The organism is Streptomyces venezuelae ATCC 10712, from assembly GCF_008639165.1.
Taxonomy (GTDB): domain Bacteria; phylum Actinomycetota; class Actinomycetes; order Streptomycetales; family Streptomycetaceae; genus Streptomyces; species Streptomyces venezuelae.
On the sequence record NZ_CP029197.1, the window covers coordinates 4,182,850 to 4,205,349 of the forward strand.

Annotated in this window: 15 protein-coding genes, 2 tRNA genes and 1 riboswitch; of the genes, 12 read left to right on the top strand and 5 right to left on the bottom strand. The window is 74.6% G+C overall.

The genetic code is table 11. The features are described 5' to 3' along the window. Positions 1-114: 114 nt before the first annotated feature. The 5 genes from DEJ43_RS19255 to DEJ43_RS19275 all read left to right on the top strand — a co-directional run bounded on the left by DEJ43_RS19255 (position 115) and on the right by DEJ43_RS19275 (position 8,106). Positions 115-2,301 carry an FG-GAP repeat domain-containing protein gene (locus tag DEJ43_RS19255; protein WP_015035053.1) on the top strand — a complete coding sequence of 729 codons (2,187 nt, stop codon included), beginning with the start codon at positions 115-117 and terminating at the stop codon, positions 2,299-2,301. A 106-nt stretch (positions 2,302-2,407) separates the two neighbouring features. After that, positions 2,408-5,569, top strand: a complete 3,162-nt coding sequence (locus tag DEJ43_RS19260) for an FG-GAP-like repeat-containing protein (protein WP_015035054.1) — start codon at positions 2,408-2,410, stop codon at positions 5,567-5,569. A 171-nt stretch (positions 5,570-5,740) separates the two neighbouring features. Further along, positions 5,741-5,813, top strand: a tRNA-Lys gene (locus tag DEJ43_RS19265). Between the two features lie 245 nt (positions 5,814-6,058). Beyond that, the gene (locus tag DEJ43_RS19270; protein ID WP_181399533.1) at positions 6,059-7,453 is read left to right on the top strand and encodes a diacylglycerol/lipid kinase family protein; all 1,395 of its coding nucleotides are present in this window, start codon (positions 6,059-6,061) and stop codon (positions 7,451-7,453) included. Continuing rightward, positions 7,450-8,106 carry a phosphatase PAP2 family protein gene (locus DEJ43_RS19275; protein WP_079179232.1) on the top strand — a complete coding sequence of 219 codons (657 nt, stop codon included), beginning with the start codon at positions 7,450-7,452 and terminating at the stop codon, positions 8,104-8,106. Before DEJ43_RS19270 ends, DEJ43_RS19275 begins: the two co-directional genes overlap by 4 nt. A gap of 36 nt (positions 8,107-8,142) precedes the next feature. Here DEJ43_RS19275 and sigJ read toward each other — a convergent pair whose 3' ends face one another. Continuing rightward, the gene (gene sigJ / locus DEJ43_RS19280; protein WP_015035057.1) at positions 8,143-9,102 is read right to left on the bottom strand and encodes an RNA polymerase sigma factor SigJ; all 960 of its coding nucleotides are present in this window, start codon (positions 9,100-9,102) and stop codon (positions 8,143-8,145) included. A 198-nt stretch (positions 9,103-9,300) separates the two neighbouring features. Here sigJ and DEJ43_RS19285 point away from each other — a divergent pair, with 198 nt between their 5' ends. The 6 genes from DEJ43_RS19285 (at position 9,301) to DEJ43_RS19310 (ending at position 14,603) form a co-directional block, all read left to right on the top strand. After that, positions 9,301-9,795: a rhodanese-like domain-containing protein gene (locus DEJ43_RS19285; RefSeq protein WP_041662693.1), complete on the top strand. Its 495-nt coding sequence runs from the start codon at positions 9,301-9,303 to the stop codon at positions 9,793-9,795. Positions 9,796-9,848: 53 nt separating this feature from the next. Continuing rightward, positions 9,849-9,922, top strand: a tRNA-Met gene (locus DEJ43_RS19290). Positions 9,923-10,027: 105 nt separating this feature from the next. Beyond that, the gene (locus tag DEJ43_RS19295; RefSeq protein WP_015035059.1) at positions 10,028-10,768 is read left to right on the top strand and encodes a MerR family transcriptional regulator; all 741 of its coding nucleotides are present in this window, start codon (positions 10,028-10,030) and stop codon (positions 10,766-10,768) included. A gap of 113 nt (positions 10,769-10,881) precedes the next feature. Then, complete coding sequence (locus DEJ43_RS19300; protein WP_015035060.1) at positions 10,882-12,078, top strand: PP2C family protein-serine/threonine phosphatase; 1,197 nt, start codon at positions 10,882-10,884, stop codon at positions 12,076-12,078. 235 nt (positions 12,079-12,313) lie between these two features. Then, a riboswitch (cyclic di-AMP (ydaO/yuaA leader) is annotated at positions 12,314-12,460 on the top strand. Positions 12,461-12,471: 11 nt separating this feature from the next. Further along, positions 12,472-13,611: a M23 family metallopeptidase gene (locus DEJ43_RS19305; RefSeq protein ID WP_015035061.1), complete on the top strand. Its 1,140-nt coding sequence runs from the start codon at positions 12,472-12,474 to the stop codon at positions 13,609-13,611. Positions 13,612-13,655: 44 nt separating this feature from the next. Continuing rightward, complete coding sequence (locus DEJ43_RS19310) at positions 13,656-14,603, top strand: aldo/keto reductase (protein ID WP_015035062.1); 948 nt, start codon at positions 13,656-13,658, stop codon at positions 14,601-14,603. Between the two features lie 30 nt (positions 14,604-14,633). Here the strand turns inward: DEJ43_RS19310 and DEJ43_RS19315 are convergent, their stop codons facing one another. The 4 genes from DEJ43_RS19315 to DEJ43_RS19330 all read right to left on the bottom strand — a co-directional run bounded on the left by DEJ43_RS19315 (position 14,634) and on the right by DEJ43_RS19330 (position 19,664). Next, positions 14,634-15,977 carry a PrsW family intramembrane metalloprotease gene (locus DEJ43_RS19315; RefSeq protein ID WP_051025903.1) on the bottom strand — a complete coding sequence of 448 codons (1,344 nt, stop codon included), beginning with the start codon at positions 15,975-15,977 and terminating at the stop codon, positions 14,634-14,636. A gap of 66 nt (positions 15,978-16,043) precedes the next feature. Beyond that, positions 16,044-16,832, bottom strand: coding sequence for a tRNA (guanosine(46)-N7)-methyltransferase TrmB (gene trmB / locus DEJ43_RS19320; protein ID WP_015035064.1), 789 nt, complete (start codon positions 16,830-16,832; stop codon positions 16,044-16,046). 91 nt (positions 16,833-16,923) lie between these two features. Further along, positions 16,924-18,108, bottom strand: coding sequence for an L-2-hydroxyglutarate oxidase (lhgO, locus tag DEJ43_RS19325; RefSeq protein ID WP_015035065.1), 1,185 nt, complete (start codon positions 18,106-18,108; stop codon positions 16,924-16,926). Positions 18,109-18,224: 116 nt separating this feature from the next. Next, positions 18,225-19,664, bottom strand: coding sequence for an NsdA family TPR-like regulatory protein (locus DEJ43_RS19330; protein ID WP_015035066.1), 1,440 nt, complete (start codon positions 19,662-19,664; stop codon positions 18,225-18,227). Positions 19,665-20,234: 570 nt separating this feature from the next. Between DEJ43_RS19330 and DEJ43_RS19335 the strand changes: the two genes are divergently transcribed. Continuing rightward, the gene (locus DEJ43_RS19335; protein ID WP_015035067.1) at positions 20,235-22,463 is read left to right on the top strand and encodes an asparagine synthase-related protein; all 2,229 of its coding nucleotides are present in this window, start codon (positions 20,235-20,237) and stop codon (positions 22,461-22,463) included. Positions 22,464-22,500: the final 37 nt, after the last annotated feature.

A 22,500-nucleotide genomic window follows, 5' to 3' on the forward strand; every position in this document is an offset into this window, starting at 1 on the left:
CATTCGCATGGGGGAGCTGCGGCTGGGGGGCCGCGAAGCGACGTCTGTTCCACATGAGCACCGCTGTCCTTCCCCATGTCTCGACTTTCGTGCATGCCTCAGGGGAGGACCCGGGTGCCTCGTAGCGCTCTTCTACGCCATTCCATCGCGGCCGTCACCGCCGCGACCCTGCTCGCGGGCGTCGGCCCACTGGCCGCGACGGCGACCGCCGCCCCGGCCACCGCGGCGGCGACCGCCGCCGCCCAGATCGACCCGTGGGCGGCGTCCGTACCGCTGACCGACGGCACGGCCATCCACAGCCTCGTGGACCTCAAGACGGCCAAGGACGGCGCGATCGTCGCGCTGTGGCACCGGAGTCCCGTGGACCACAGCAAGAACGACCTCGTCGTGGCGGTGCGTCCCGCGGTCAGCTCCGCCTGGGGCGCGCCGCACGTCCTCGCCGAGCTGCCCAGCCAGCGCTCCGACGCCAACCTCACCGTCTCGGCCGACGGGTCCGTCACGGCGGGCTGGATGGAGTACCCGAACGACGGGGGGCCGGAGAACGAGAAGCCCGGCGCCGTATGGCGCATGTCCACCCTCGCCGCCGGTGGCACCACGTGGTCCGCCGCGTCCGTCATCATGACCGACCCCGGCTGGGTCCACAGCGGGCAGCTGGCCGGCTCGCCCTCGGGCGAGCTCGTCGCGGTCTGGCAGAAGTTCTCGGAAGGGAAGGCCGGGGTGTGGTCCTCGGTCCGCCCCGCCCCGGGCGAGGCCTGGTCGGAGCCGCTGCGGATCGACGAGCCCCTGGCCGACGGAGGGGTCAACGGCTCGCCGGAGCTCGTCTACTCGGATCAGGGCACCGCCACCCTCGCCTTCGTCCAGGGCACCGGCAGGACCGGCGAGGTCAAGGTCAGCGACCGCACGGCCGGAGGCACGTGGACCACGCCGGTCCCCGTCTCCAAGGCCGGCATGTACCCCACCGGCCTCACCCTGGCCATCGGTCGGAGCGGCCACGCCGCGCTGGCCTGGGCCACGACGGACGACCCCACGTCCGGGTCGTCGACGCAGGTGCTCGCCGTACGCCCGGCCGGCAGCCTGACCTGGGGTGCCGAGGAGCCGGCCAACGGCTTCCGCACGGGGGCCTGGCGCGAGGTCGCCGTCAACGGGCGGGGTGACGTCACCCTGCTCGGCGTCGCCGCAGACGAGGCCACCGGCTTCGGCGCACGGACCACGACGCGGTCCGCCACCGGCGGCTGGTCCGCCCTGAAGACGCTCTCCTCCGGATACGTCCAGGACGACCAGTTCGATCTGACGGTCGGGGCCGACGACACCTTCCACGCGGTGTGGACGCAGGAGAAGACGTTGATGACGTCCTCGCGCGTCGACGGCGTCTGGTCCGCCGCTCCGACGCGGCTCTCCACCCACACCAGCGGCTACTCCCTCGGCAAGGTCACCACCGACGCCGCCGACCGGCCCGTCGCCGTGTGGGAGCAGTCCAGCGGCGACTTCACCAACGAGCTGCGGGCGGCCACCACCGCCCCCGCCCCCGTCAAGCCGCTCCCCAAGTGGCGGGACCACAGCGGTGACGGGAAGGGCGACCTGCTCGCGCTGACCCCGGCCGGCGCGCTGACCGTGCGGACGGGCACGGGCACCGGCGGACTCGGGACCGGGGCCACGGCGGCCGGCTGGCCGGCGACGTCGACGGTCGTCCCCTTCGGGGACCTGTCGGGCGACCGGTGCAACGACCTGCTGGTCCGCAGCTCCACCGGTGTGCTGACGCGGCACGACGGCGGCTGCGGCACGGCGTTCGCGCCGGGCGGCCCGCAGCGCACTCTCGGCGGGGGCTGGAACAGCTACAACACCCTGACCGCGCCGGGTGACCTGACCGGCGACGGCCGGACGGACCTGCTGGCGCGCACGCCGGCCGGCGAGCTGTGGATGTACGCCGACGACGGCGCGGGCACGTTCAAGTCCCGGGTGCGGCTCGGCGGTGGCTGGCAGATCTTCAACTCGGTCGTCGGCGTCGGTGATCTGAACGGCGACAAGGCCGGCGACCTGCTGGCCCGCGACACGACCGGTGTGCTGTGGCGGTACGACGGCAACGGCAAGGGCGCGTTCGCGTCCCGCGTCCGGGTCGGCGGCGGCTGGCAGGCCTACAACGCGCTCGCGGGCGTCGGTGACCTCACCGGCGACGGCAGGGCGGACCTGGTGGCCCGCGACACCACGGGTGTGCTGTGGCGGTACGACGGCGACGGCAAGGGCGCGTTCGCGTCCCGCGTGAAGGTCGGCGGCGGCTGGCAGATGTACAAGACGCTGTCGTGATCCGCGACGCGTAGACCGGGGCCCGTGCGGCGGACATCCGCCGCACGGGCCCCGGTCCGGCTTCCGCACCGTTTCCTCAGCTTTCAGAACTCCCGGGGAGGGACCCTTGTTGGCACGCTCATCGCGCGGGCGCGCGCGTACGGCCGTCGTCGCCGCCACGCTCATCGCCTCGGTGATCGGCGCGGCGCCGGCCCACGCCGTACCGGCCGCCGCGCCGACGGCGCTGCCGGCCGCCGTACCGCCCGGCGACCAGCTCGACATCACGCCCCACTGGCGGACCCAGCCCCGGCAGGTGACGGTCTCCGCCGTCTCCGCCGGCGGTTTCGCGCACGAGACCGAGGACTCCGACCCGGCCTTCGGCGGCGAACTCTTCTGGACCGACTTCGCGACCGGCCGGACCGCGTCCCTCGGGTACGGCTCCGGCACCCCGGCCTTCGCGGAGAGCGGCGTCGGCGGGCGGTACGCGTACGTCCGCTCCGGCGCCGGCAGCCACGCCCTGCGCGACCTCGCCACTGGTACCGAAGAGCCGCTGACCATCCCGCGCGACGCGAGCTACCGGGGTCTGCTCGGCGACACCCTGCTCTTCCAGCAGTACGAGTCCGAGGAGTCGACGCAGACGACCACCGGCTACTACCTGCGGCGCGTCGGGGACCCCGCGGGCACGAAGATCCCCGTGACCGGCTTCCCCGAGGGCGCCGGCCTCCACATGGCGCGGCTCGTCGCGGGCGACGACACCGCCGCCGTGATCCGCTTCGGCCGGTCCGCCACCGACCCGTACGACCTCACCGACCTCGGCCTCGTCGACCTGCGGACCGGGCGGATGACGGTGATCGACGCGCCCACCTCCGCCGGGCAGAGCATCCTCGTCGCGCCGGTCGCCCTGAGCGCCGACCGGATCGCGTGGATCGACCGCGACCGTCGGGTGCACGTCCGCGAGCGGTCCGCGCCCCTCGGCCCCGAGCGGACGTACGCACTGCCCGAGGGCCTGAGCGCCGCCCGCATCGGCCTGGTCGGCGACTGGGTCCTCGCCGTCGGCGAGGCCGGCGGCGTCGACTCCGCCCTGCGGCGGCCGCTGGTCGCGCTCTCCCCCGAGGGCGTCCCGCAGACGCTCCTGGAGAAGGCGGAACCGGAGATCAACCAGATCGCCGGCGGGGCCGGCGCGGCCGTCGTCGGCGGCTCGTCCGCCACCGACTGGTCCCTGCTGAAGGCCGTCCCGGGGAAGGGCGGCGGCGCGCCGGCGCTGGAGAAGCTGCGCCGGGTCGAGCCGTTGGCGACGGCGGTGCAGTCGCTCGCCCTCGGCGCGGGCCGCCTCTCCACCCTGGAGCAGGACGGCGGGCTGAGCCGGGGGTTCTTCGCGTGGGACCTGCCGGTCGCCCCGCTGCACACCGGCGCGCCGGAGCCCGCGCCGGTCGGCTCCGAGGAGCGGCTGGAGCCCACGACCCCGCTGTTCGACTCCGGTGACGGCCGCACGGTCCACCTGGCCCGCGGCGGCTCCGGTCTCGACGTGGTCGGGCGGCGCTCCGCGAAGGAGGCAGCCAGGGTCTCCACGGGCAAGACCAGCGGATGGCTCGCCGACGCCTCCGGCCGCTGGGCGGTCTTCCAGGGCGGGCGGCCGACCGTCGCCGGCGTCCTCGTCCCCGGCGAGGAGACCCTCGTCGTCGACCTGGACGCCGCCCCCGGAGCACCGTCCGTCGTGAAGCGGCAGCCGCAGACGGCGGCCGCCCTGCGGGGCGACACGCTGTTCGCCGGCACCGCGACGGCCGGCCAGGTGTCCCGGACGGACCTGGTCACGGGCAAGGACCTCGGCACGGTCGCGACCGGCGCCACCTGCCAGGCGACGGAGCTTCAGGTGACGGGCCGCTGGCTGTACTGGGCCTGCGCCCAGTTCGGCCGGCAGGGCGTCCTGGACCTCCAGACGGGCACGAGGATCGCCCTGCCCAGGGGCTCGTCCACCGGCGGCCTGCTCGGCGACGGCTTCGTCGTGGACCGGGACGGCGGCTCGTACCTGCGGCTGACCGACTTCCACACGGGGACGGCCGCCGCGCCGCGCACGCTCGTGGACTCCGAGCCCCTGCCGGGCGTCCGCCGCGAGGGCTGGACCGTGGACCGCTTCGGCGGGGCCGTCGCCTACCGGGACGCCCAGGACCACGTCCACGTCGTGTGGACCGGCGTCCCCACCTCCGACCTCACCACCCTCGCGGCGCGGACCCCCGCGACCATGCGGGTGCAGGACGGCTGGCGGGCGTCCTGGGCGCTCTCCAAGCCCGCGGCGGCCTGGGAGCTCCAGCTGTTCGACCCGCACAGCTGGGAGCCGGTGCGTTCCTTCGCGGGCGGGGAGACCCGCGGCCGCGTCGACGTCGTCTGGGACGGCCGGACGGCGGCGGGCAAGCCCGTGCCCAATGGCTCGTACACCTGGCGGCTGCGGGCGAACACGGCCGACGGGAAGGGCGCCGACCTGCTCGTCGCCGGCTCGGTCTCGGTCTCCGGCGGCAGGCCGGTCTGGCGGGACCTGGCGGGCAACGACATGCAGGGCGAGCTGCTGGCCCTGGACACCACGGGCGGCGTCTCGATGTACCGGGGCGACGGCTTCGGCGGTCTGTCGGGGCGGATGACGGCCACCGGCGCGAAGTTCGCGACCAGCACCGTCCTGGTGCCGTTCGGTGACGTGAACGCCGACGGCTGCGCGGACGTCCTGGCCCGGGTCGGCGACCAGCTGCGGGCCTACCGGCCGGGGTGCGGCAAGGTGGTGACGGCCTCGTCGCCGTACACCCTCCTGGGCTCCGGCTGGGGCCAGTACGACGTGCTGACGTCCCCGGGCGACGCGAACGGCGACGGCTTCATCGACCTGATCGTGCGCCAGACCACCACCGGTGACATGTACTTCTACGCGGGCACGGCCGACCACCGGCTCGCGCCCCGGGTGCGGATCGGCGTCAACTGGAAGCTGTACAAGAAGATCGTCGGCGTCGGAGACCTCAACCGCGACGGGCGGGGCGACCTGCTCGGCGTGGACGCGGCCGGCGTGCTGTGGCGCTACTACGGCACGGCGACCGGCGGCGTGACGCCGCGCGTCAGGGTCGGCGGCGGCTGGGGCGGCTACTCCGCCCTCGCCGGCGTCGGTGACATCTCCGGCGACGGCTGCGCGGACCTCGTCGCCCGCGACACCACCGGCAAGCTCTACGGCTACCCGGCCACCTGCGCCGGCGCCTACCAGAGCCGCGTCCTGATCGGCTCGGGCGGCTGGAACACCTTCAAGGCCCTGTTCTGATCCCTGTGCCGCGCCCCCGGGCCCCCGCCGGCCCGGGGGCGCGGCACGGCCCCCGCCGACCCGGAACACCGGCCACCGGCCCGGGCGCACGGCACGCGCCCGGGCCCGTGTCGGATACCCGATCGGTTCGGGGGATCACTCGGGCTATGCTGCACGGGTGTGCTTGTCCACGGGCCGTTAGCTCAATTGGCAGAGCAGCGGACTTTTAATCCGTTGGTTGTGGGTTCGAGTCCCACACGGCCTACGTGTGGCAGCCGGGGGTGGAGACCTCCGCGCCGCCGAGAAGCGCCCCGCCCGGTTCCGACCGGGCGGGGCGCTTTCGTGCACCTGGCCCCATCGGCGGGGCTGGGGAACGTTTTTGCGGGAAGGCATCTTTCCGGGCGCGGGGTGCGTCACCGTAGGTGAGTCTGGGACGTGGCCGCCCGGACGCGGGCGGGACGTCGAGCACGGAGGTGGGGAACGGTGGCGGTGTACGGGGCCGGTGATCCGATGGAGCAGGCCCGGACGCTGGCGCGGTGGGCGCTCGGTGCCGCCGCGCTGGCGGTCGTGCTGCTGTTGACGGGCCTCGGTGGCGCCGGGGTGCTGGTCCTGCTCGGCGCGTTCGCGGGGCTCGCCTGTTCGGCCGTGGGCATCTGGTGGTTCCTCGCCCACCGCGGGCCGCTGCGGGTGTCCGGTGCGCTGCTCGCCGTCGGCGCGCCGCTCGCCGTCCTCGTCATGTACGCCGTCTGGGGGCCCTGGCTGACGGCGCTCGGAGCCCTGGCGTCCTGGGGCGTGGCGCTGGTCTGCGCGCGGGCCGCCCTGCGCCTCATCCGGGACGTGAACGGCGGGCCGCGCCGCCCGCGGCCGAAGCGGCGGCCCCGGCCCAAGCGGCCCGTACTGATCATGAACCCGAAGTCCGGGGGCGGGAAGGTCGCCCGCTTCGGGCTGGTCGAGCGGGCCGAGAAGCTGGGCGCGCGGGTCGTCCTCATCGACCCGTCGGTCGAGACCGACGTCGCCGCGCTCGCCCGGGAGGCCGTCGCGGACGGCGCCGACCTGCTCGGGGTGGCCGGCGGGGACGGCACCCAGGCGCTGGTCGCGGCCGTGGCCGCCGAGCACGACCTGCCGTTCCTCGTCATCTCGGCCGGCACCCGCAACCACTTCGCCCTCGACCTGGGCCTGGACCGCGCCGACCCGACGACCTGTCTGGACGCCCTCGTCGACGGCGAGGAACTCCGCGTCGACCTCGGGTCGGTGGCCGGGCGGGCGTTCGTGAACACCGTCTCCTTCGGTGTGTACGCCGATGTCGTCCAGCACCCCGAGTACCGCGACGCGAAGGCCGGCACCGCCGTCGAGGTCCTGCCCGACCTGCTCCAGGGCGGGGGCGGAGACCGGCTCGACGCGCTCGCCGACGGTGTCCGGCTGCCCGCCCAGCAGGCGCTCCTCGTCAGCAACAACGCGTACGCCGCGCCCGATCCGTTCAGTGCCGCCGCCGCCCGGAGACCCCGCCTGGACAGCGGGAAGCTGGGGGTGATCGCCGTCCGGGTCGACGGGGCCGCGCAGGCCGCCGAGATGGCCGTACTGGGCACCCAGTCGACCGGGTTGAACGTCCTGACGGCCGCCCGGGTCGAGGTGACGGGGAAGGCCGCGGCGCCCGTGCCCCCGCCCGCCTCGGCCATCGTCCCCGCGCAGGCCCCGGCCCCCGGCGCCCCCGGCACCATCGCCGTGGCCGTCGACGGTGAGGCGCTGACCCTGCCCACCCCCGTCGTCTGCACCCTGCGCCCCCGCGCCCTGCGGGTGCTCGTGCCGCGGCACCGGCCGGGCGTCATCGAGCCCCAGCCGCCACTGGACTGGCGGCGCATCACCGAAATCGCCTTCCAGCCCACTTCGAGGAGCAGCGGTTCATGACCGGCACCACCCCCACCCCCGACGGCACCCCCACCCCCGACGGCACCCCCACCCCCGGCACCACCCCCACCCCCGACGGCACCCCCACGAACCGCTTCCGGGCCGTCCTCCGGGACCTCAACGCGATCGACGGCGCCGTCTACGCCGCCGTGGCCGCCACCCCCACGCCCACCCTCGACACGAGCCTGCGCAGGCTGTCGCGGGCGGCGAACCACTCCAAGATCTCGTTCGGCGTGGCGGCCGCGCTCGCCCTGGTGCCCGGCCGGCCGCGCAGGGCGGCGCTGGCCGGGGTCGGGGCCGTCGCCGTGGCCTCGGCCACCGCCAACCTGCTGGGCAAGCGGCTGGTCCGCAGGCCCCGGCCGGACCGGGAGGCGGCCCGGGTGGTGGTGGGCCGTCATGTGCGGATGCCGGACTCGGCGTCGTTCCCCTCCGGGCACACCGCCTCGGCGGTGGCCTTCGCCACCGCCGTGGGCGTGGTGCTGCCGCCGGCCGCCGTGCCCCTCCAGGTCCTGGCGATGGCCGTGGGCTACTCCCGCGTCCACACCGGGGTGCACTACCCCGGTGACGTCGCGGCCGGTGCGGTCCTCGGCATCGCGAGCGCCGCCGTCTCCCTGGTCGCCGGGGCCTCTCTGCCGCCCGCCAGGGGGAAGTGACCGGGAGTCACGGACCCACGGGGCGGCGACGCCGGCTCAGTACGTCGCGCGGGCCAGGTCCTCCTCCGAGAGGCCGAGTGCGGCGAGCCGCTCCGGGTCCGCCAGGATCTGGAGCTCGACGATCCGGTCGCCGGCGATGGTGAAGGCCATGAGCGCGCCCGGGCGTCCGTCGACGACGGACAGGACGGCGGGGGCGCCGTTGACCACGACCGGCAGCGCGGCCTGCCGGAACCTGGCGTACATGAGGGCCTGCGAGATGACGGCCTCGGCGCCCCGGACGAGCTTGGAGACGGCCGCGAGGGTCCTGCCGCCGTCCGCGCGCAGCACCACGTCCGGGTCGAGGACGGCGAGCAGGCCTTCGAAGTCGCCGCCGTTCGCGGCGGCGAGGAAGGCGTCGGCGATCTCCCGCTGCCTGCGGGCGTCCGGTCCGGGGGCGGGGGTGGCGTCCTGGACGCGGCGGCGGGCCCGGCTGGCGAGCTGGCGGGTGGCGGCGGGGGTGCGGTCCACGATCCGCGCGATCTCGTCGAAGGAGACGGCGAACATGTCGTGGAGGACGAAGGCGAGCCGCTCGGCGGGTCCCAGGGTCTCCAGGACGACGAGCAGGGCGAGACCGACGGACTCGGTGACCTCCGCCGTGTGTTCGGGGTCGGTGGCGCCGGCTACCCGGACGACGGGGTCGGGGACGTAGTACTCCAGCGGGTCCTCGCGGCGTGAGCCGCGCGAGCGCAGCATGTCGAGGCAGACCCGGCCGACGACCGTGGTGAGCCAGCCGCTGAGGTTCTCGACCGCGCTGACGTCGCTGCGGTTGAGCTTGAACCAGGCCTCCTGGACGGCGTCCTCGGCCTCGCTGAGCGAGCCCAGCATCCGGTAGGCGACCGCCCGCAGATGGCCCCGATCGGCCTCGAAGCGCCGGGCGAGCAGCTCCTTGGCGTCGGTCAGGTCGTCGTGGTCGTGGTCCACTCGCACTCGTCGGTCTCCCCGTTCGCGTCCCGTCATGGCTCCATGACGGTTCAAACCTCGCCGATGTGACACCGTCTGTCACCCCCGTTGCGGGGGGCGTCGGCGGCCGGGGGGATTCCGCTACGTGAGATCCACGCCGCCTCCGCGTGAACGCCCGGGATTCCCCGGCCGATGCTCCCCAGCGCCGTGGATCGCCTCTTCAAGGCAGTGATCATCCTCCATAGATTGATCACCATGACGACGACAACTTCGCAGGTCAACGCCGTACTCCGGACCCCGCCGGCCTCTCCCGCCGCCGCTGCCGCGTACTTCTCCGCCAGCCTCGCCTTCCACGCCGACGTGTCCGACGTGGCCGCCGCGCTCGCCGCCGCGGCCGCCGAGGGGACCGACCCCGGCTTCGTGGTGATCGACTCGCGGTCGACGGCCTCCTGGGACCAGGGGCACGTGCCCGGCGCGATCCACCTGCCGACCGCGCTCATCCCCGAGCAGGCCGAGCGGCTGCTCGACCGGTCGGTGCCGGTCGTCACGTACTGCTGGGGCCCCGGCTGCAACGGCGCCACCCGCGCCGCGCTGGCCCTCGCGGAGCTGGGGTTCCAGGTGAAGGAGATGCTCGGCGGCTTCGAGTACTGGGTGCGCGAGGGCTTCGCGTACGAGACCTGGGAGGGCCCCGCGGAGAAGGCCGCGGACCCGCTCACGGCCCCCGTCGACTCCGACGACTGCGGGTGCTGACGTAAACCGATTTCGTGATCGCCCCGGTCATGCCGTAGAGTCGTGTTTACCGACGCGGGGTGGAGCAGCTCGGTAGCTCGCTGGGCTCATAACCCAGAGGTCGCAGGTTCAAATCCTGTCCCCGCTACTCAGTAGCAGCGAAGGCCCGGATCCAGTCACTGGATCCGGGCCTTCGTCGTGTCTCCGCTCTTCGCTTGACCTTTACGCAACGTCAAGATCTAGCGTTCTCGGCATGGAGTGGTCGATCCAAGAGATCGCCAAGAAGGCCGGCACCACCAGCCGCACCCTGCGCCACTACGGGGAGCGCGGACTGCTGGAGCCGAGCCGGATCGGCGCGAACGGTTACCGGTACTACGACCAGGCGGGGCTCGTGCGGCTGCAGCGCATCCTGCTGCTGCGCGAGCTGGGGCTCTCGCTGCCCGCCATCGCCGAGGTCCTCGCGGGGCAGCAGGACACGTCCGCCGCCCTGCGGACCCATCTCGCCCTCCTGGAACAGGAGCGGGAGCGCATCGGGCGGCAGATCGCCTCGGTGCGGACCACTCTCCACAAGACCGAGAAGGGAGAAGAACTCATGGCCGACGAAGTGTTCGACGGTTTCGACCACACGGTGCACGAGAAGGAGGTCACCGAACGCTGGGGCCGCGAGGCGTACGAGAAGGGCGACCGCTGGTGGCGCTCGCTCAGCGCCGAGCGGCAGAAGGCGTTCATGGACGAGCAGGCCGGCATCGCCCGCGACTTCGCGCGGGCGCTCCAGCAGGGGCTCGCCGCGGACAGCGACGAGGTGCAGGCCCTCGCGCGCCGCCAGGTCGCCTGGCTGTCCTCCACCACGACCCCGACCAAGGAGTACGTGATCGGCCTCGGCCGCATGTACGTCGACGACCCGCGCTTCACCGCGCACTACGACAAGCACGGCGAGGGCACCGCCGTCCTCGTCCGGGACGCGATGGAAATCTACGCGGAGCGCAACCTGTAGCCCGTCCGTACGCCAGTCGGCCCCGTGGGAGTCGCCGCGCGGGGCCGGGGCGGTGACCCTGGGAGGGCGCGGTACGGTCCGCGGCCGGTACGGACCGGGCAGGAGAGGTACAGGTGGGGCAGCCCCTAGGAGTGGTCGGCGGTGGGCGGCGGGGCGGGGACCCCCGCTCGTACGGGCGTGCGCGGCGGTTCATCCGCGCGCTGCCCCCGCTGGTCATCGTGGGCGGTGTCGTCTTCGACCTCCTGACGCCGGCCAAGTACAGCGCGGCGCCGCTCTTCTCCGCCGCCCCGCTGATCGCGGCGCCGTTCTTCTCGACCCTGACGACGCTCCTCACCGGGATCGCCGCCGTCCTCGCCTCGCTCGGGCTGCACGTCTACAACGAGACGGCGCTGGAGATCTCCTCGCTCACCGAGGTCCTCACCGTCCTCACGGTCTCCGCGCTGGCGCTGCTCATCAACCGGGTGGTGCGGCGCAGCGGCGAGCGGCTCGCCTCGGCGCGGGTGATCGCCGAGACCGCGCAGAAGGCGGTGCTGCCGACGCCCGCCGAGCGGATCGGCGGGCTGCACTGCGCGGCGCGGTACGAGGCGGCGCAGGCGGACGCGTTCATCGGCGGCGACCTGTTCGCCGTCCAGGACACGCCCTTCGGGGTGCGGCTCGTCGTCGGGGACGTCCGGGGGAAGGGCATGGAGGCGGTGGAGGCCGTCGCCGTGGTGATCGGGGCGTTCCGGGAGGCGGCCGAGCAGGAGCGGACGCTGGAGGGCGTGGCCGGGCGGCTCGAACGGGCCCTCGCCCGGGAGGGCACCCGCAGGGACGGGCTCGACGCCTTCGAGGGGTTCACCACCGCCGTCCTGGCCGAGATTCCGCGCGGGGACGGCGGCGGCACGTTCGACGGTTTCGTACGGGTCGTCAACCGCGGGCATCCGCCGCCGCTGATGCTGTACGCCGACGGGCGTCTCGACACCATGGATCCGGGCGAGGCGGCGCTGCCGCTCGGCATGGGCGATCTGGCGGCGTGGCCGGACCGGGCGGAGGCCCGGCCCTATCCGCCGGGCGCGACGCTGCTCTTCTACACCGACGGCCTCTCGGAGGCCCGGAACGCGGAGGGCGTCTTCTACGACCCGGGGCAGCGGCTGGCCGGCCGGATCTTCCCGGGGCCCGAGGAGCTGCTCGACGCGCTCGTCGACGACGTACGGCTCCACACCGGCGGCGGGTCGACGGACGACATGGCGCTGCTCGCGGTGAGCCGGCCCGCGACGGGGCAGCCGGAGCGGCGGCGGACGATGCCGGTGGTGCCGCCGGGCGGGCGGTGAGCGCCGCTCCGCTGACCCCGGTCACCGGCCGTAGTCGAGAGGTGTCGCTGCGATAACAATTGACTTAACGTCAGATCGCAGGGGTTTCGCCCCTCCTTGCTGAAGGGGGGTCAACTCGGGCTATTCCACCCCAATTCAATGAATGATCAAGGGGAACGGCTTGGAATCGGGACCCCGCGTCTATTAACGTTCGATAACGCAGCGCGGTCGTCCCAGCCGTCGCAAGAGACGGCACCGTGCGCACGCGCCGAATCCTGAAAAGGAACCGGGGAACCACCACTTGGGGTGAATCGGGCCCCTCGCACCCCGTGCGACGAGCCCGTAGGAGACCTTCCTGCTCCGAACCCGTCAGCTAACCCGGTAGGCGAGAAGGAAGGAAAGGAGCGCGCCTTCGTGGCGTCCAACACTCCCGCACCCGAAGCCCCCTTCGACGCCTTCGGTGGTGGTGCGGGTCCCGCCGCCCCGGACACCGAGTGGAACCCCACCGAGGGCTCCCTGCGCGCCGAGAACCGCTCCGGCGGACGCCACCGCGTCGTCAAGCAGCGCTCCAACTTCGCCCGCTCCTCCACCGTCCTCGGCGTCGGCGTCATCGCCGCCGTCGGCGCGGGCGGCCTCGCCACCGCGCAGGAGAAGCCCCCGGTCGCCATTTCGCTGCCCGACCTCCCCGACATGCCCGACCTCGGCCTGCCGGACGCCCACGACCTCCCCGGCGTCGGCGCCCTCCTCCCCGAGGAGAACCACGAGACGGTCGCCGAGGGCCGCGCCAACCCCAACCCGCTCACCGTCGCGACGTACGCCACCGACGACGAGCGGGCCACCAAGGCCGAGCGGGCCGAACCCGTCGCCGACATCCAGGCCGGCGCCGGCGACGCGGGCGAGGCCCTGCGCGCCCGCATCCTCCAGCAGGCCGAGCAGCAGCAGGCATCCGCCGACGCCGCCGACAAGGCCGCCGCGGAGAAGGCGGCGGCGGAGAAGGCGGCCGCCGAGGCCGCAGCCAAGGCCGACGCGGCGGAGAAGGCGGCCGCCGAGGCCAAGGCGAAGGCCGCGGCGGAAGCCAAGGCGAAGGCCGAAGCCGAGGCCAAGGCCAAGGCGGAAGCGGCCGCCGAGGCCGAGCGCCTCGCCAAGCTGGCCGCGAGCTACTCGATGCCGCTGTCCTCGTACAGCCTCAGCGCCACCTACATGCAGTCCGGCTCGATGTGGTCCTCCGGCTACCACACCGGCCTCGACTTCGCCGCCCCCACCGGCACCCCGCTCAAGGCGGTGCACGGGGCCACCGTCAAGTCCGCCGGCTGGTCCGGCTCGTACGGCTACCGGATCGTCCTGGAGCTGTCCGACGGCACCGAGGTCTGGTACTGCCACCTCTCGTCCATGACCGTCAGCGCGGGCCAGACCGTCGGCACCGGCGAGACCATCGGCCGCGTCGGCGCCACCGGCAACGTCACCGGCGCCCACCTCCACCTGGAGGTGCACACCGCGGGCGGCGACGGCATCGACCCGGCGCAGTGGCTCCGCTCCAAGGGCCTCAGCCTCTGAGCCGAGCCGGAATAGGTCCGGCGGGGGAGACGGTTGACCGACGCATGACCTCCCTCCGCCCGCTGGGCTCCTCCGACCTGCACGTCTTCCCGCTCGCCCTCGGCGGCAACGTCTTCGGCTGGACCGCCGACGAGGCCCAGTCCTTCGCCGTCCTCGACGCCTACACCGCCGCGGGCGGCAACTTCGTCGACTCCGCCGACGTCTACTCCGCCTGGGCCGAGGGCAACGAGGGCGGCGAGTCCGAGACCGTCATCGGCCGCTGGCTCGCCTCGCGCGGCAACCGCGACGACGTCCTCGTCGCCACCAAGGCCGGCGCCCACCCCCGCTTCAAAGGCCTGTCCGCCCCCACCATCAAGGGGGCGGCGGAGGAGTCCCTGCGGCGCCTCGGCACCGACCGGATCGACCTCTACTACACCCACTTCGACGACGAGTCGGTCCCCGTCGAGGAGATCGTCACCGCCCTCGACCAGCTGGTGAAGGAGGGCAAGGTGCGGGCCGTCGCCGCCTCCAACATCTCCCCGGAGCGGCTCCGCGCCTCCCTCGACTTCGCCGAGGCCGAGGGCCTCACCCGGTACGTCGCCCTCCAGCCGCACTACAACCTGGTCTCCCGCGACACCTACGAGGGCCCGCTCCTGGAGACCGTCGAGCGCGCCGGACTCTCGGCCGTCCCGTACTACGGGCTCGCCGCCGGATTCCTCACCGGCAAGTACCGCCCCGGCGCCACCGTCGACAGCGTCCGCGCCTCCGGGGCCGCCGGACACCTCGACACCGAACGGGGCCGGGCGGTGCTCTCCGCGCTCGACACCGTCGCGGAGGCCCAGGGCGCGGAACTCGCCACCGTCGCCCTCGCCTGGCTCGCCTCCCGGCCCACCGTGGCCGCGCCGATCGCCTCGGCCCGTACGGTCGAGCAGGTCCCGGCCCTCGTCGCCGCGGCCGGGCTCACCCTCACGGAGGCCGAACTGACCCTCCTGACGGAGGCGTCGGCGCTCTAGGGACTGTCCCGGGAACAGACGGGGCCCGGCCTAGCTCCGGTACGGGTTGTAGCCGCCGTAGTCCAGGTACTGCGGCGGCGCCCACACCTGGCCCGTCGCCCGCGCCGCGTACGTGAGCGCCGGGGAGGCCACCGCGCGGCGCTGCCACAGGTGGTGCAGCAGCTCCTGCTCGCGGGCCGGGAAGTCGGGCCCGGCCGTGCCGCGGCGGGCCCGGTCCCGGAGGAACGCCAGGGTCGTCGCGAAGGACTCGTACTCCCCGACCGCCCGCGCGGCCGGCTGCCCGTACGTGCGGGCGGCGAAGGTGCGGGCCACCTGGCGGGCGCGCATCGAGGAGAGCGCGAGCGGCTCGGCGGGGGAGAGCCAGCCGGCCGCCGCGTACGCCGGTAGCTCGCCGGATATCGTGCGCAGTTCGCGCTGCCGGCTCCACACCGCGAGCCAGGTCAGCAGGCCGAAGGCCGGAACCATGAGCGCCAGGTACACCGCGAAGAAGGCCAGCGGGCCGCCGATGGTGGCCGAGCCGTTCCACGCGGCGTGCATGCCCATCGCGAGCAGCAGTCCCGCGAACGGCAGCAGCACCCGGCGCAGCCGCTTGCCGCGCGGCGCGAGCGCGGCGAAGCCGAAGCCGATGCCGGTGAGCACGGTGAAGAGCGGATGCGCGAACGGCGACATGACGACCCGCACGAAGAAGGTTCCTGCGGTCACCGAGCCGATGCCGGTGGCGCCGAACTCCTGGTCCTCGCCGAAGGCGTTGCCGAGGTAGAGGATGTTCTCGGTGAAGGCGAAGCCGGTCGCCGTGAACCCGGCGATCACGACCCCGTCGACCAGACCGCCGAAGTGCTTGCGGCGGAAGAGGAAGAGCAGCAGGATCGCGGCCGCCTTCGCGCTCTCCTCCACCACGGGCGCGACCAGCGTCGCCCCGAGGGTGTCCGCCGAGTCGGGATCCGCCGTGGCGGTCGCGATCCAGCGGATCGCGAAGGAGTTCGCCAGGATCGCGACGAGCGCGGCGGCGAAGGCGCCCCACGCGAAGGCGAACAGCAGGTTCTTCCAGGGGCCCGGCTCGACCCGGTCGAGCCACCGGAACGCCGCCATGAGCAGCGGTACGGGGAGCACGGCGAGGCCGAGCCCGACGAGGAAGCCCTCCGTGCCGGTCTGCTCGCGGACCATCCCGAGGATGAACAGGGCGCAGATCGCCAGCACGGTGACGACCGCGACGGCCCGGACCAGCCGGCTGCGCCAGAAGGCCCGGCGTGGCCGGTAGCGCCACTGGGTCCGGTCGGCGGCGGCCGGGAAGTCCGGCTCCTCGGTGTCCCGGTGGGGGACGGGCGCGGTGCCGGTGTCGGCGGTGCCGGATGCGGCGGGGGCGGGGTGAGACACGTGAGCGACCCTAACGACCTCCACCGACAGAGGCGACGGGGTTACGTCCGCGGGGCGCGTCCTTCGTCACTTCCTCCGGAAGAGGAGGTCGTGCACGACGTGCCCCTTGTCGAGGCCCTGCCCCTCGAAGCGGGTGAGCGGCCGGAAGTCGGGGCGGGGGGCGAAACCGCCGTCGGCCCGGGTGTTCTCGAAGTCGGGGTGGGCCGAGAGCACCTCCAGCATCTGCTCGGCGTACGGCTCCCAGTCCGTGGCGCAGTGCAGCACGCCGCCGGGCCCCAGCCGGGTCGCGAGGAGGCTGAGGAACTCGGGCTGGATCAGCCGTCGCTTGTGGTGGCGGGCCTTGGGCCACGGGTCGGGGAAGTAGACCCGGCAGCCGTCGAGGACGTCCTTGTCGAGCATCTCGCGGAGCAGGATGATCGCGTCGCCGTTGGCGACCCGGACGTTGTTCAGGCCGTTCCGGTCGGCGAGACCGAGCAGATTGCCCTGGCCGGGGGTGTGCACGTCCACGGCGAGGATGCCGGTGCCGGGGTCGGCGGCCGCCATCTGCGCGGTGGCCTCGCCCATGCCGAAGCCGATCTCCAGGACGACCGGGAGTCCGCCGAACATCTCGCCGAGGTCGAGGACCCGCTTGCCGTCGATGTCGATGCCCCAGTCGGGCCAGCGCTTCAGCAGCGCCTCGGCCTGGCTGGTGGTGACGCGGCTGCGGCGCGGCTGGAAGCTGCGGATCCGCCGCTCGTGGTGGGACCCGGCGGGGTCGGGCAGGGGCCCTTCGCCGGGCGCGAACCGCTGGCTGCCGCGCTGCACGGGCTGCGGTGCGGGCTCGGGGCTCCCGGCGACGGACTGCGAGCTGTTCATGATCTCCTCAGACACAATGCCCCAATCCTACGGCGCCCCCCGCGGCCCCGCGGGCCCGCGCCCGGCGGCGGGGCGGCCACAGGCGGGCCGGCTAGAGGTGGGCCAGGGCCCGGGTCGCCACCTCGCGGCCGATCGGGAGGGACGCCGTGGCCGCCGGCGAAGGGGCGTTCAGCACGTGGACCGTCCGGGCCGCCTCGCGGATGAGGAAGTCGTCGACCAGCGTTCCGTCCCGCAGCACCGCCTGCGCCCGCACCCCGGGCGCCGCCCGCCGCAGGTCCGACTCCGACACCACCGGCAGCAGCCGCCGTACGGCCTCGGTGAAGGCCCGCTTCGACACCGACCGCCGCAGTTCCCCCGCCCCGTACCGCCAGTGCGCGCGGGCGATGGCCCACGAGCCGGGCCAGGCCAGCGTGCCGGCCAGCTCGCGCGGGTGGACGACGGACCAGCCGTACCCCTCGCGGGCGAGCGCCGGGACCGCGTTCGGCCCGATGTGGACGCCGCCGTCGATCCCCCGGGTCAGGTGCACCCCGAGGAAGGGGAAGGCGGGGTCGGGGACGGGGTAGACCAGGCCCCGGACCAGCGAGGGGTCGGCGAGCTCGTAGTACTCGCCACGGAAGGGGACGATCCGCATCCCCGGGTCGTCCCCGGCGAGCCGCGCGATCCGGTCGCAGTGGAGCCCCGCGCAGTTCACCAGGACCCGCGCCCGCACCACCCGTCCGTCGGCGGTGCGAACGGCGACGCCCCAGGGCCGCCGGTCGATGACGGTGACCTCCGCGCCGTACAGGATGCGGGCGCCGGAGGCCTCGGCGAGCCGCTCCGACACCGCGCCGTAGTCGCAGATGCCGGTCGTGCCGACGTGGATCGCGGCCAGGCCCCGCACCCGGGGCTCGTACTCGCTGATCTGCGCCGGGCCCAGCTCGCGGACCGGGATGCCGTTCTCCCGGCCGCGCTGCACGAGCGCGTGCAGCCGGGGCAGCTCCTCGCGCGCGGTGGCGACGACGAGCTTCCCCGTCACCTCGTACGGAATGCCCCATTCCGCGCAGAACTTGACCATTTCGGCCGCGCCCTTGACCGCGAACCTGGCCTTGAGCGACCCCGGCCGGTAGTAGATCCCGCTGTGGATCACCCCGCTGTTGCGCCCCGTCTGGTGGCGCGCGATCGCGTGCTCCTTCTCCAGGACCGTGACCCGGGTGCCGGGAGCGGCGCGCGTCAGGGCGTACGCCGTCGACAGGCCGACGATCCCACCGCCGACCACCAGCACGTCACAGTCAAACACCAGCGCCACCTCCCACCCCCGATAGTGCACTGGCCCACTGACAATCCCGCGAAACCTCGCGCGGCGTCACGAGACGCAGGTCACGCCGCTGACCTGCCGGTAACCCCCCGGACACGTCACGCCGGAGTGACCAGGAGCGGCCTCGCCCGCTCCCGCAGCTCCATCACGCGCGGCTCGTCCCCGTACGGCTCCAGGCGGTGCAGCAGGTCCCGTACGTACTCCGTCGTCCGCGCCGAGGAGATCCGCCCGGCCACCTCCACCGCGCGCGTGCCGGCCGCGCAGGCCGCGTCCAGGTTCCCCGACTCCAGCTCGGCGACGGCCGAGACCACGAGCCGCAGCCCGTGCGAGCGGACGAACTCCTCCGTCGGCCGGGACAGCGCCTGCTCGGTGAAGCGGCGCACCTCGCGCGGCGCCTTCAGGTCGCGGTAGCACTCGGCGGCGTCGGCGCAGAACCGGTCGTACGAGTAGAAGCCCAGCCAGGTCGGGTCGGCGTCGCCCTCCCGGGAGCGCTCCAGCCAGCCCTCGGCGGACTTGAGGGCGCCCGCCGCCGCGACCCCGTCCCCGGCCTTGGCGTGCGCGCGGGCCTCGACGAGCCGGAAGAAGGACATGGTGCGGGCGGTGGCGAGCCCCCGGTTCCGTTCGAGCGCGGCCTGGGCGAGGTCGACGCCCTCGTCGGCGAAGCCCCGGTAGGTGGCCTGGAGCGACATGGACGCCAGGACGTAGCCGCCGAGGGGCACGTCCGCGGCGGCGCGGGCCAGCCGCAGGGCCTGGATGTAGTAGCGCTGGGCGGCCTCCTGCTGCCCGGTGTCGAAGGCCATCCAGCCGGCGAGCCGGGTCAGCTCGGCGGTCGCGCCGAACAGGGCCCGGCCGACCTCGTCCGAGTACGAGCCGAGCAGCAGCGGGGCCGCGTCGACCCGTAAGCACTCCGGGACCATCGACGAACGCCAGTCCCCGCCGCCGTACTTGGAGTCCCAGCGGCGCGCGTCCTCGGCGGCCTCGCGGAGCTTCGCGACGTCGCTGTGCCCCACGCGCGCGTGCTCCGTGGCGGCCGCCGTGCCGCCGCCCGCCGGGCCCGGGGCCTCCCGCTCCACCGACGGATCGGCGGGGGTTATCAGCCAGCGGGACGCGGGCGTGGCGTACGCGCTGACCGCGAAGGAGCCGGCGAGCGACTGCCAGATCCCGCCACCGCCGGCCCGCCGCCCGGCGAGGTCGAGGCGGTAGAGGTCGGTGGCCGAGCGCACCGCCTCGCCCACGTCGCGCGGGAAGGCGAGTCCGACCTCCGGCGCCGGGTCGGCGTCGGCGAGCCCGATCTCGTGCAGCGGGACGGGCCGGCCGAGCTTCTGCCCGATCGCGGCGGCGATCAGATGCGGAGCCGCCCCCTGCGGCACCATGCCCTTGGCCACCCACCGGGCGACCGAGGTCTTGTCGTAACGAAGCGTCAGACCCCTTTGCGCGCCGAGGTCGTTGACGCGCCGGGCGAGCCCGGCGTTGCTGATTCCCGCGAGGGCGAGAACCGTGCCGAGCTTTTCGTTCGGCCCGCGTTGCTCCCTGGACATGACGCCACCCCTCGACCACCCAGACGGCCGCCACGACGCCGGGCATAGGCGTGCGGCATTCGTAAACACAGCGTAGTTCGCCGCATCCCTACCGTTAAGGGGCGGTGTTCCGTATGGCGAGATTGTTGTGTGACCGGCGGGCCGCGGGGCCCGTCGGCGGGGCCCGTGCTCCCGTCGTGTGGCCGTGCGCCCGGCCGTGCGCTCTCGCCGGGGCCGCCGCGAGAGCGCTTCCATGAATACCGCGTGGGTCGGCCCGCTCGGCCGGGAAGGGTGTCCGGACCAGTGGGCTGGGGGATACCGCCGCTCCATTCCCCGCGAGCGGCGGACGGCGCCGGGAGGCGGGAGCGCCTCCCGGGCTGCCGGTGACCGGTGGGAAGCGATGCGTCCGGGCGGGTGCCCGGACGCCCTCCACCCCCGCCGCGGAGGGGCGATATTTGGCCGAATGCCGCCGGTGGCCAACTGGCCCATGCCAGGGGCGCATTCGGCTTTCGCGCGCGTGCGCCCGGACTCCGCCCCGTGCGCCGTTGTCGTGGCAGCATGTCTCCCACCGAAACGGATGTGGAGGCGCCGATGCGATGGCTGGTGGGCTGGAGCAGTGCCGCCGCGGGCTTCGCAACGACGGCCGGGGCCCGCGCGGGCTCGGTGAACGGCGCGTACGGCTCCTCCCACGGGGGCGCGTACGGCCCGTACGGCGGCGGATACGACCCCGCGCAGCCGCCCGGCCACGCCTCGCCCCACGCCACCGGCCACGCCGCCGCCACCGAGGGCCGCACCGTGCAGCCCGTCGGCGCGCAACTCCTCTGGGGCGACCCCGACCCGCTCTGGGCGGTCGGCGACTGGCGCCCCGACGAGGTACGAGTGGTCGCCGTCGACGACCACACCCGGCTCGCCGTCCTCGGCTGCTGCGCCGCGAGCGACGAGGAACTCCGCATCGGCCTGCTCACCGCGCGCGGGGGCGCGTTGCGGCATCTCACGGCCTGGCCGGGAAGCTACACCGCGATCGTGAAGGCCGGCCGCCGGCTCACCGTCACCGGTGATCTCGCGGGCGCCCGGCCGGTGTTCCACACCCCGTGGGCGGGCGGCACCGCCTACGCCACCGCCGCCCTGCCGCTGGCCGACCTCGTCGAGGCACAGCTCGACATCGGCCACCTCGCCGCACTGCTCGCCTGCCCGGAGACCCCCGAGGCACTGCGCGACTCCACCCCGTACGAGGGGGTCCGACGGGTGCCGCCGGGCCACGCGCTGATCCTGCGCGAGGGGTCGCGCGAGATCACCGGATACGAGCAGGTCGCCTCGCTCGCGGTCGCGGCGGCCCAGGCCGACCCCCGGCAGGCCGTCGAAGGCGTCCGAAACGCCCTGGTCGAAGCCGTCCGCGCCCGGCTCACCGCGCCCCGGCACGCGCCCGAGGCGCCGCTCCCCGACCCGGGGCCGGTGCCCGGCATGGGGCCCGCCGACCGGCGGGCGGCCCGGGGCGGGGGGCCCGCGCCCGGCATCGGCGCCGACCTGTCGGGCGGCAGCGCCTCGGGCACGCTCGCGCTGCTCGCGGCCGGGCTGCCCGGAGTGCCGGGCACGATCACCGGCCAGGGCACGGGCGCGGGCGAGCGGCTGCTCGCCGTCACCTTCAACGACCTGGCCACGCGCACGGGGTCGGCCCGGGAGGACGAACTGAAGCGGGCCGGGGAGATCGCGGCCGACCCGCGGCTGCACCACGTGGTCGTCGCGGGGGGCGAGGAGGCCCTCCCGTACGCGGCGCTCGACGGGCCGCTCACCGACGAGCCGGGGCCCGCGCTGGTGACCGCCGAGCGGCACCGGCGGCGGCTCGCGGGCGGCAGCGCGGACCACTTCACCGGGATGGGCGCCAAGCAGGTCCTCGACGCGCACCCGGCGCGCCTCGCGGACCTGCTGATGGACCGCAGGCGCCGCTCGCTGGTGCGGCCGGTAACGGCGCTCGCGAAGGCCTCGGGGCCTTCCGCGGGCTCGTTCCTGGTGCCGCTGACGGTGTACCGGGCGGCGCGGAAGCTGGCCCGCACCCCGTACCGGACGGGCCTGGAGGCGGCCGCCCGGCGGGTCCTGGAGGCGAACCGCACGGCCCCGGACGGCTTCGGCCCCCTGGAGGCGTCCCTCTCGGCGCTCACCTGGTCGCGGCCGGGCCCGGCGGCCCGCTGGCTGACGGGGGAGGCACTGGCCGAAGTATCGGTTCGCCTGAACCGGGCGGCGACCCTGCCGGCCTCCGTCCAGCGACCCGGCGAGGCACGCGCGCGTGCCGCCCTCGCGCGGGCGGCGGCCGACCACCGGGTCCTGGAGCAGGCCGCCGAGATCCGCGGCCAGCGCCTGCACGCCCCCTTCCTCGACAACCAGGTCGTACGGGCCTGCCGCGAGCTCCCCGAAGCGCTCCGGGTCCAGCCGGACGCCCGCGCCGGGGTGCTGCGGACCGTCCTCGCCGGCTCCGGCATCCACGACCTGCCGCCGGGCTGGGGCGCCCCCCACCCGGCGGTCCCGGCCGCCGCCACGCGCGCGGGGCTGCGGGCGGCCCTCCCGCACCTGATCGCCCTCTTCGACGCCCCGCTCCTCGCCGACGCGGGCCTGATCGAGGCCCGGGTGGTCCGCGAGGCCCTCCGCGCCGCGGCCGACGGCGCACCCGTCCCCCTCGACGGCCTCGCCGACCTCGTCTCCACCGAACTCTGGCTCCGCCGCCTCCTCGCCCGCCGCGGCTCCTGCTGGACCAACACCGCGGAACCCCGCGCCCACCGCGCCGTCCAGGGCCCCCTGGTCCCGGCCACGAGGTCCCTCCCGGCGTGACACCCTGACGGCGAAACCGTCGGCGCCGTCAGGGACA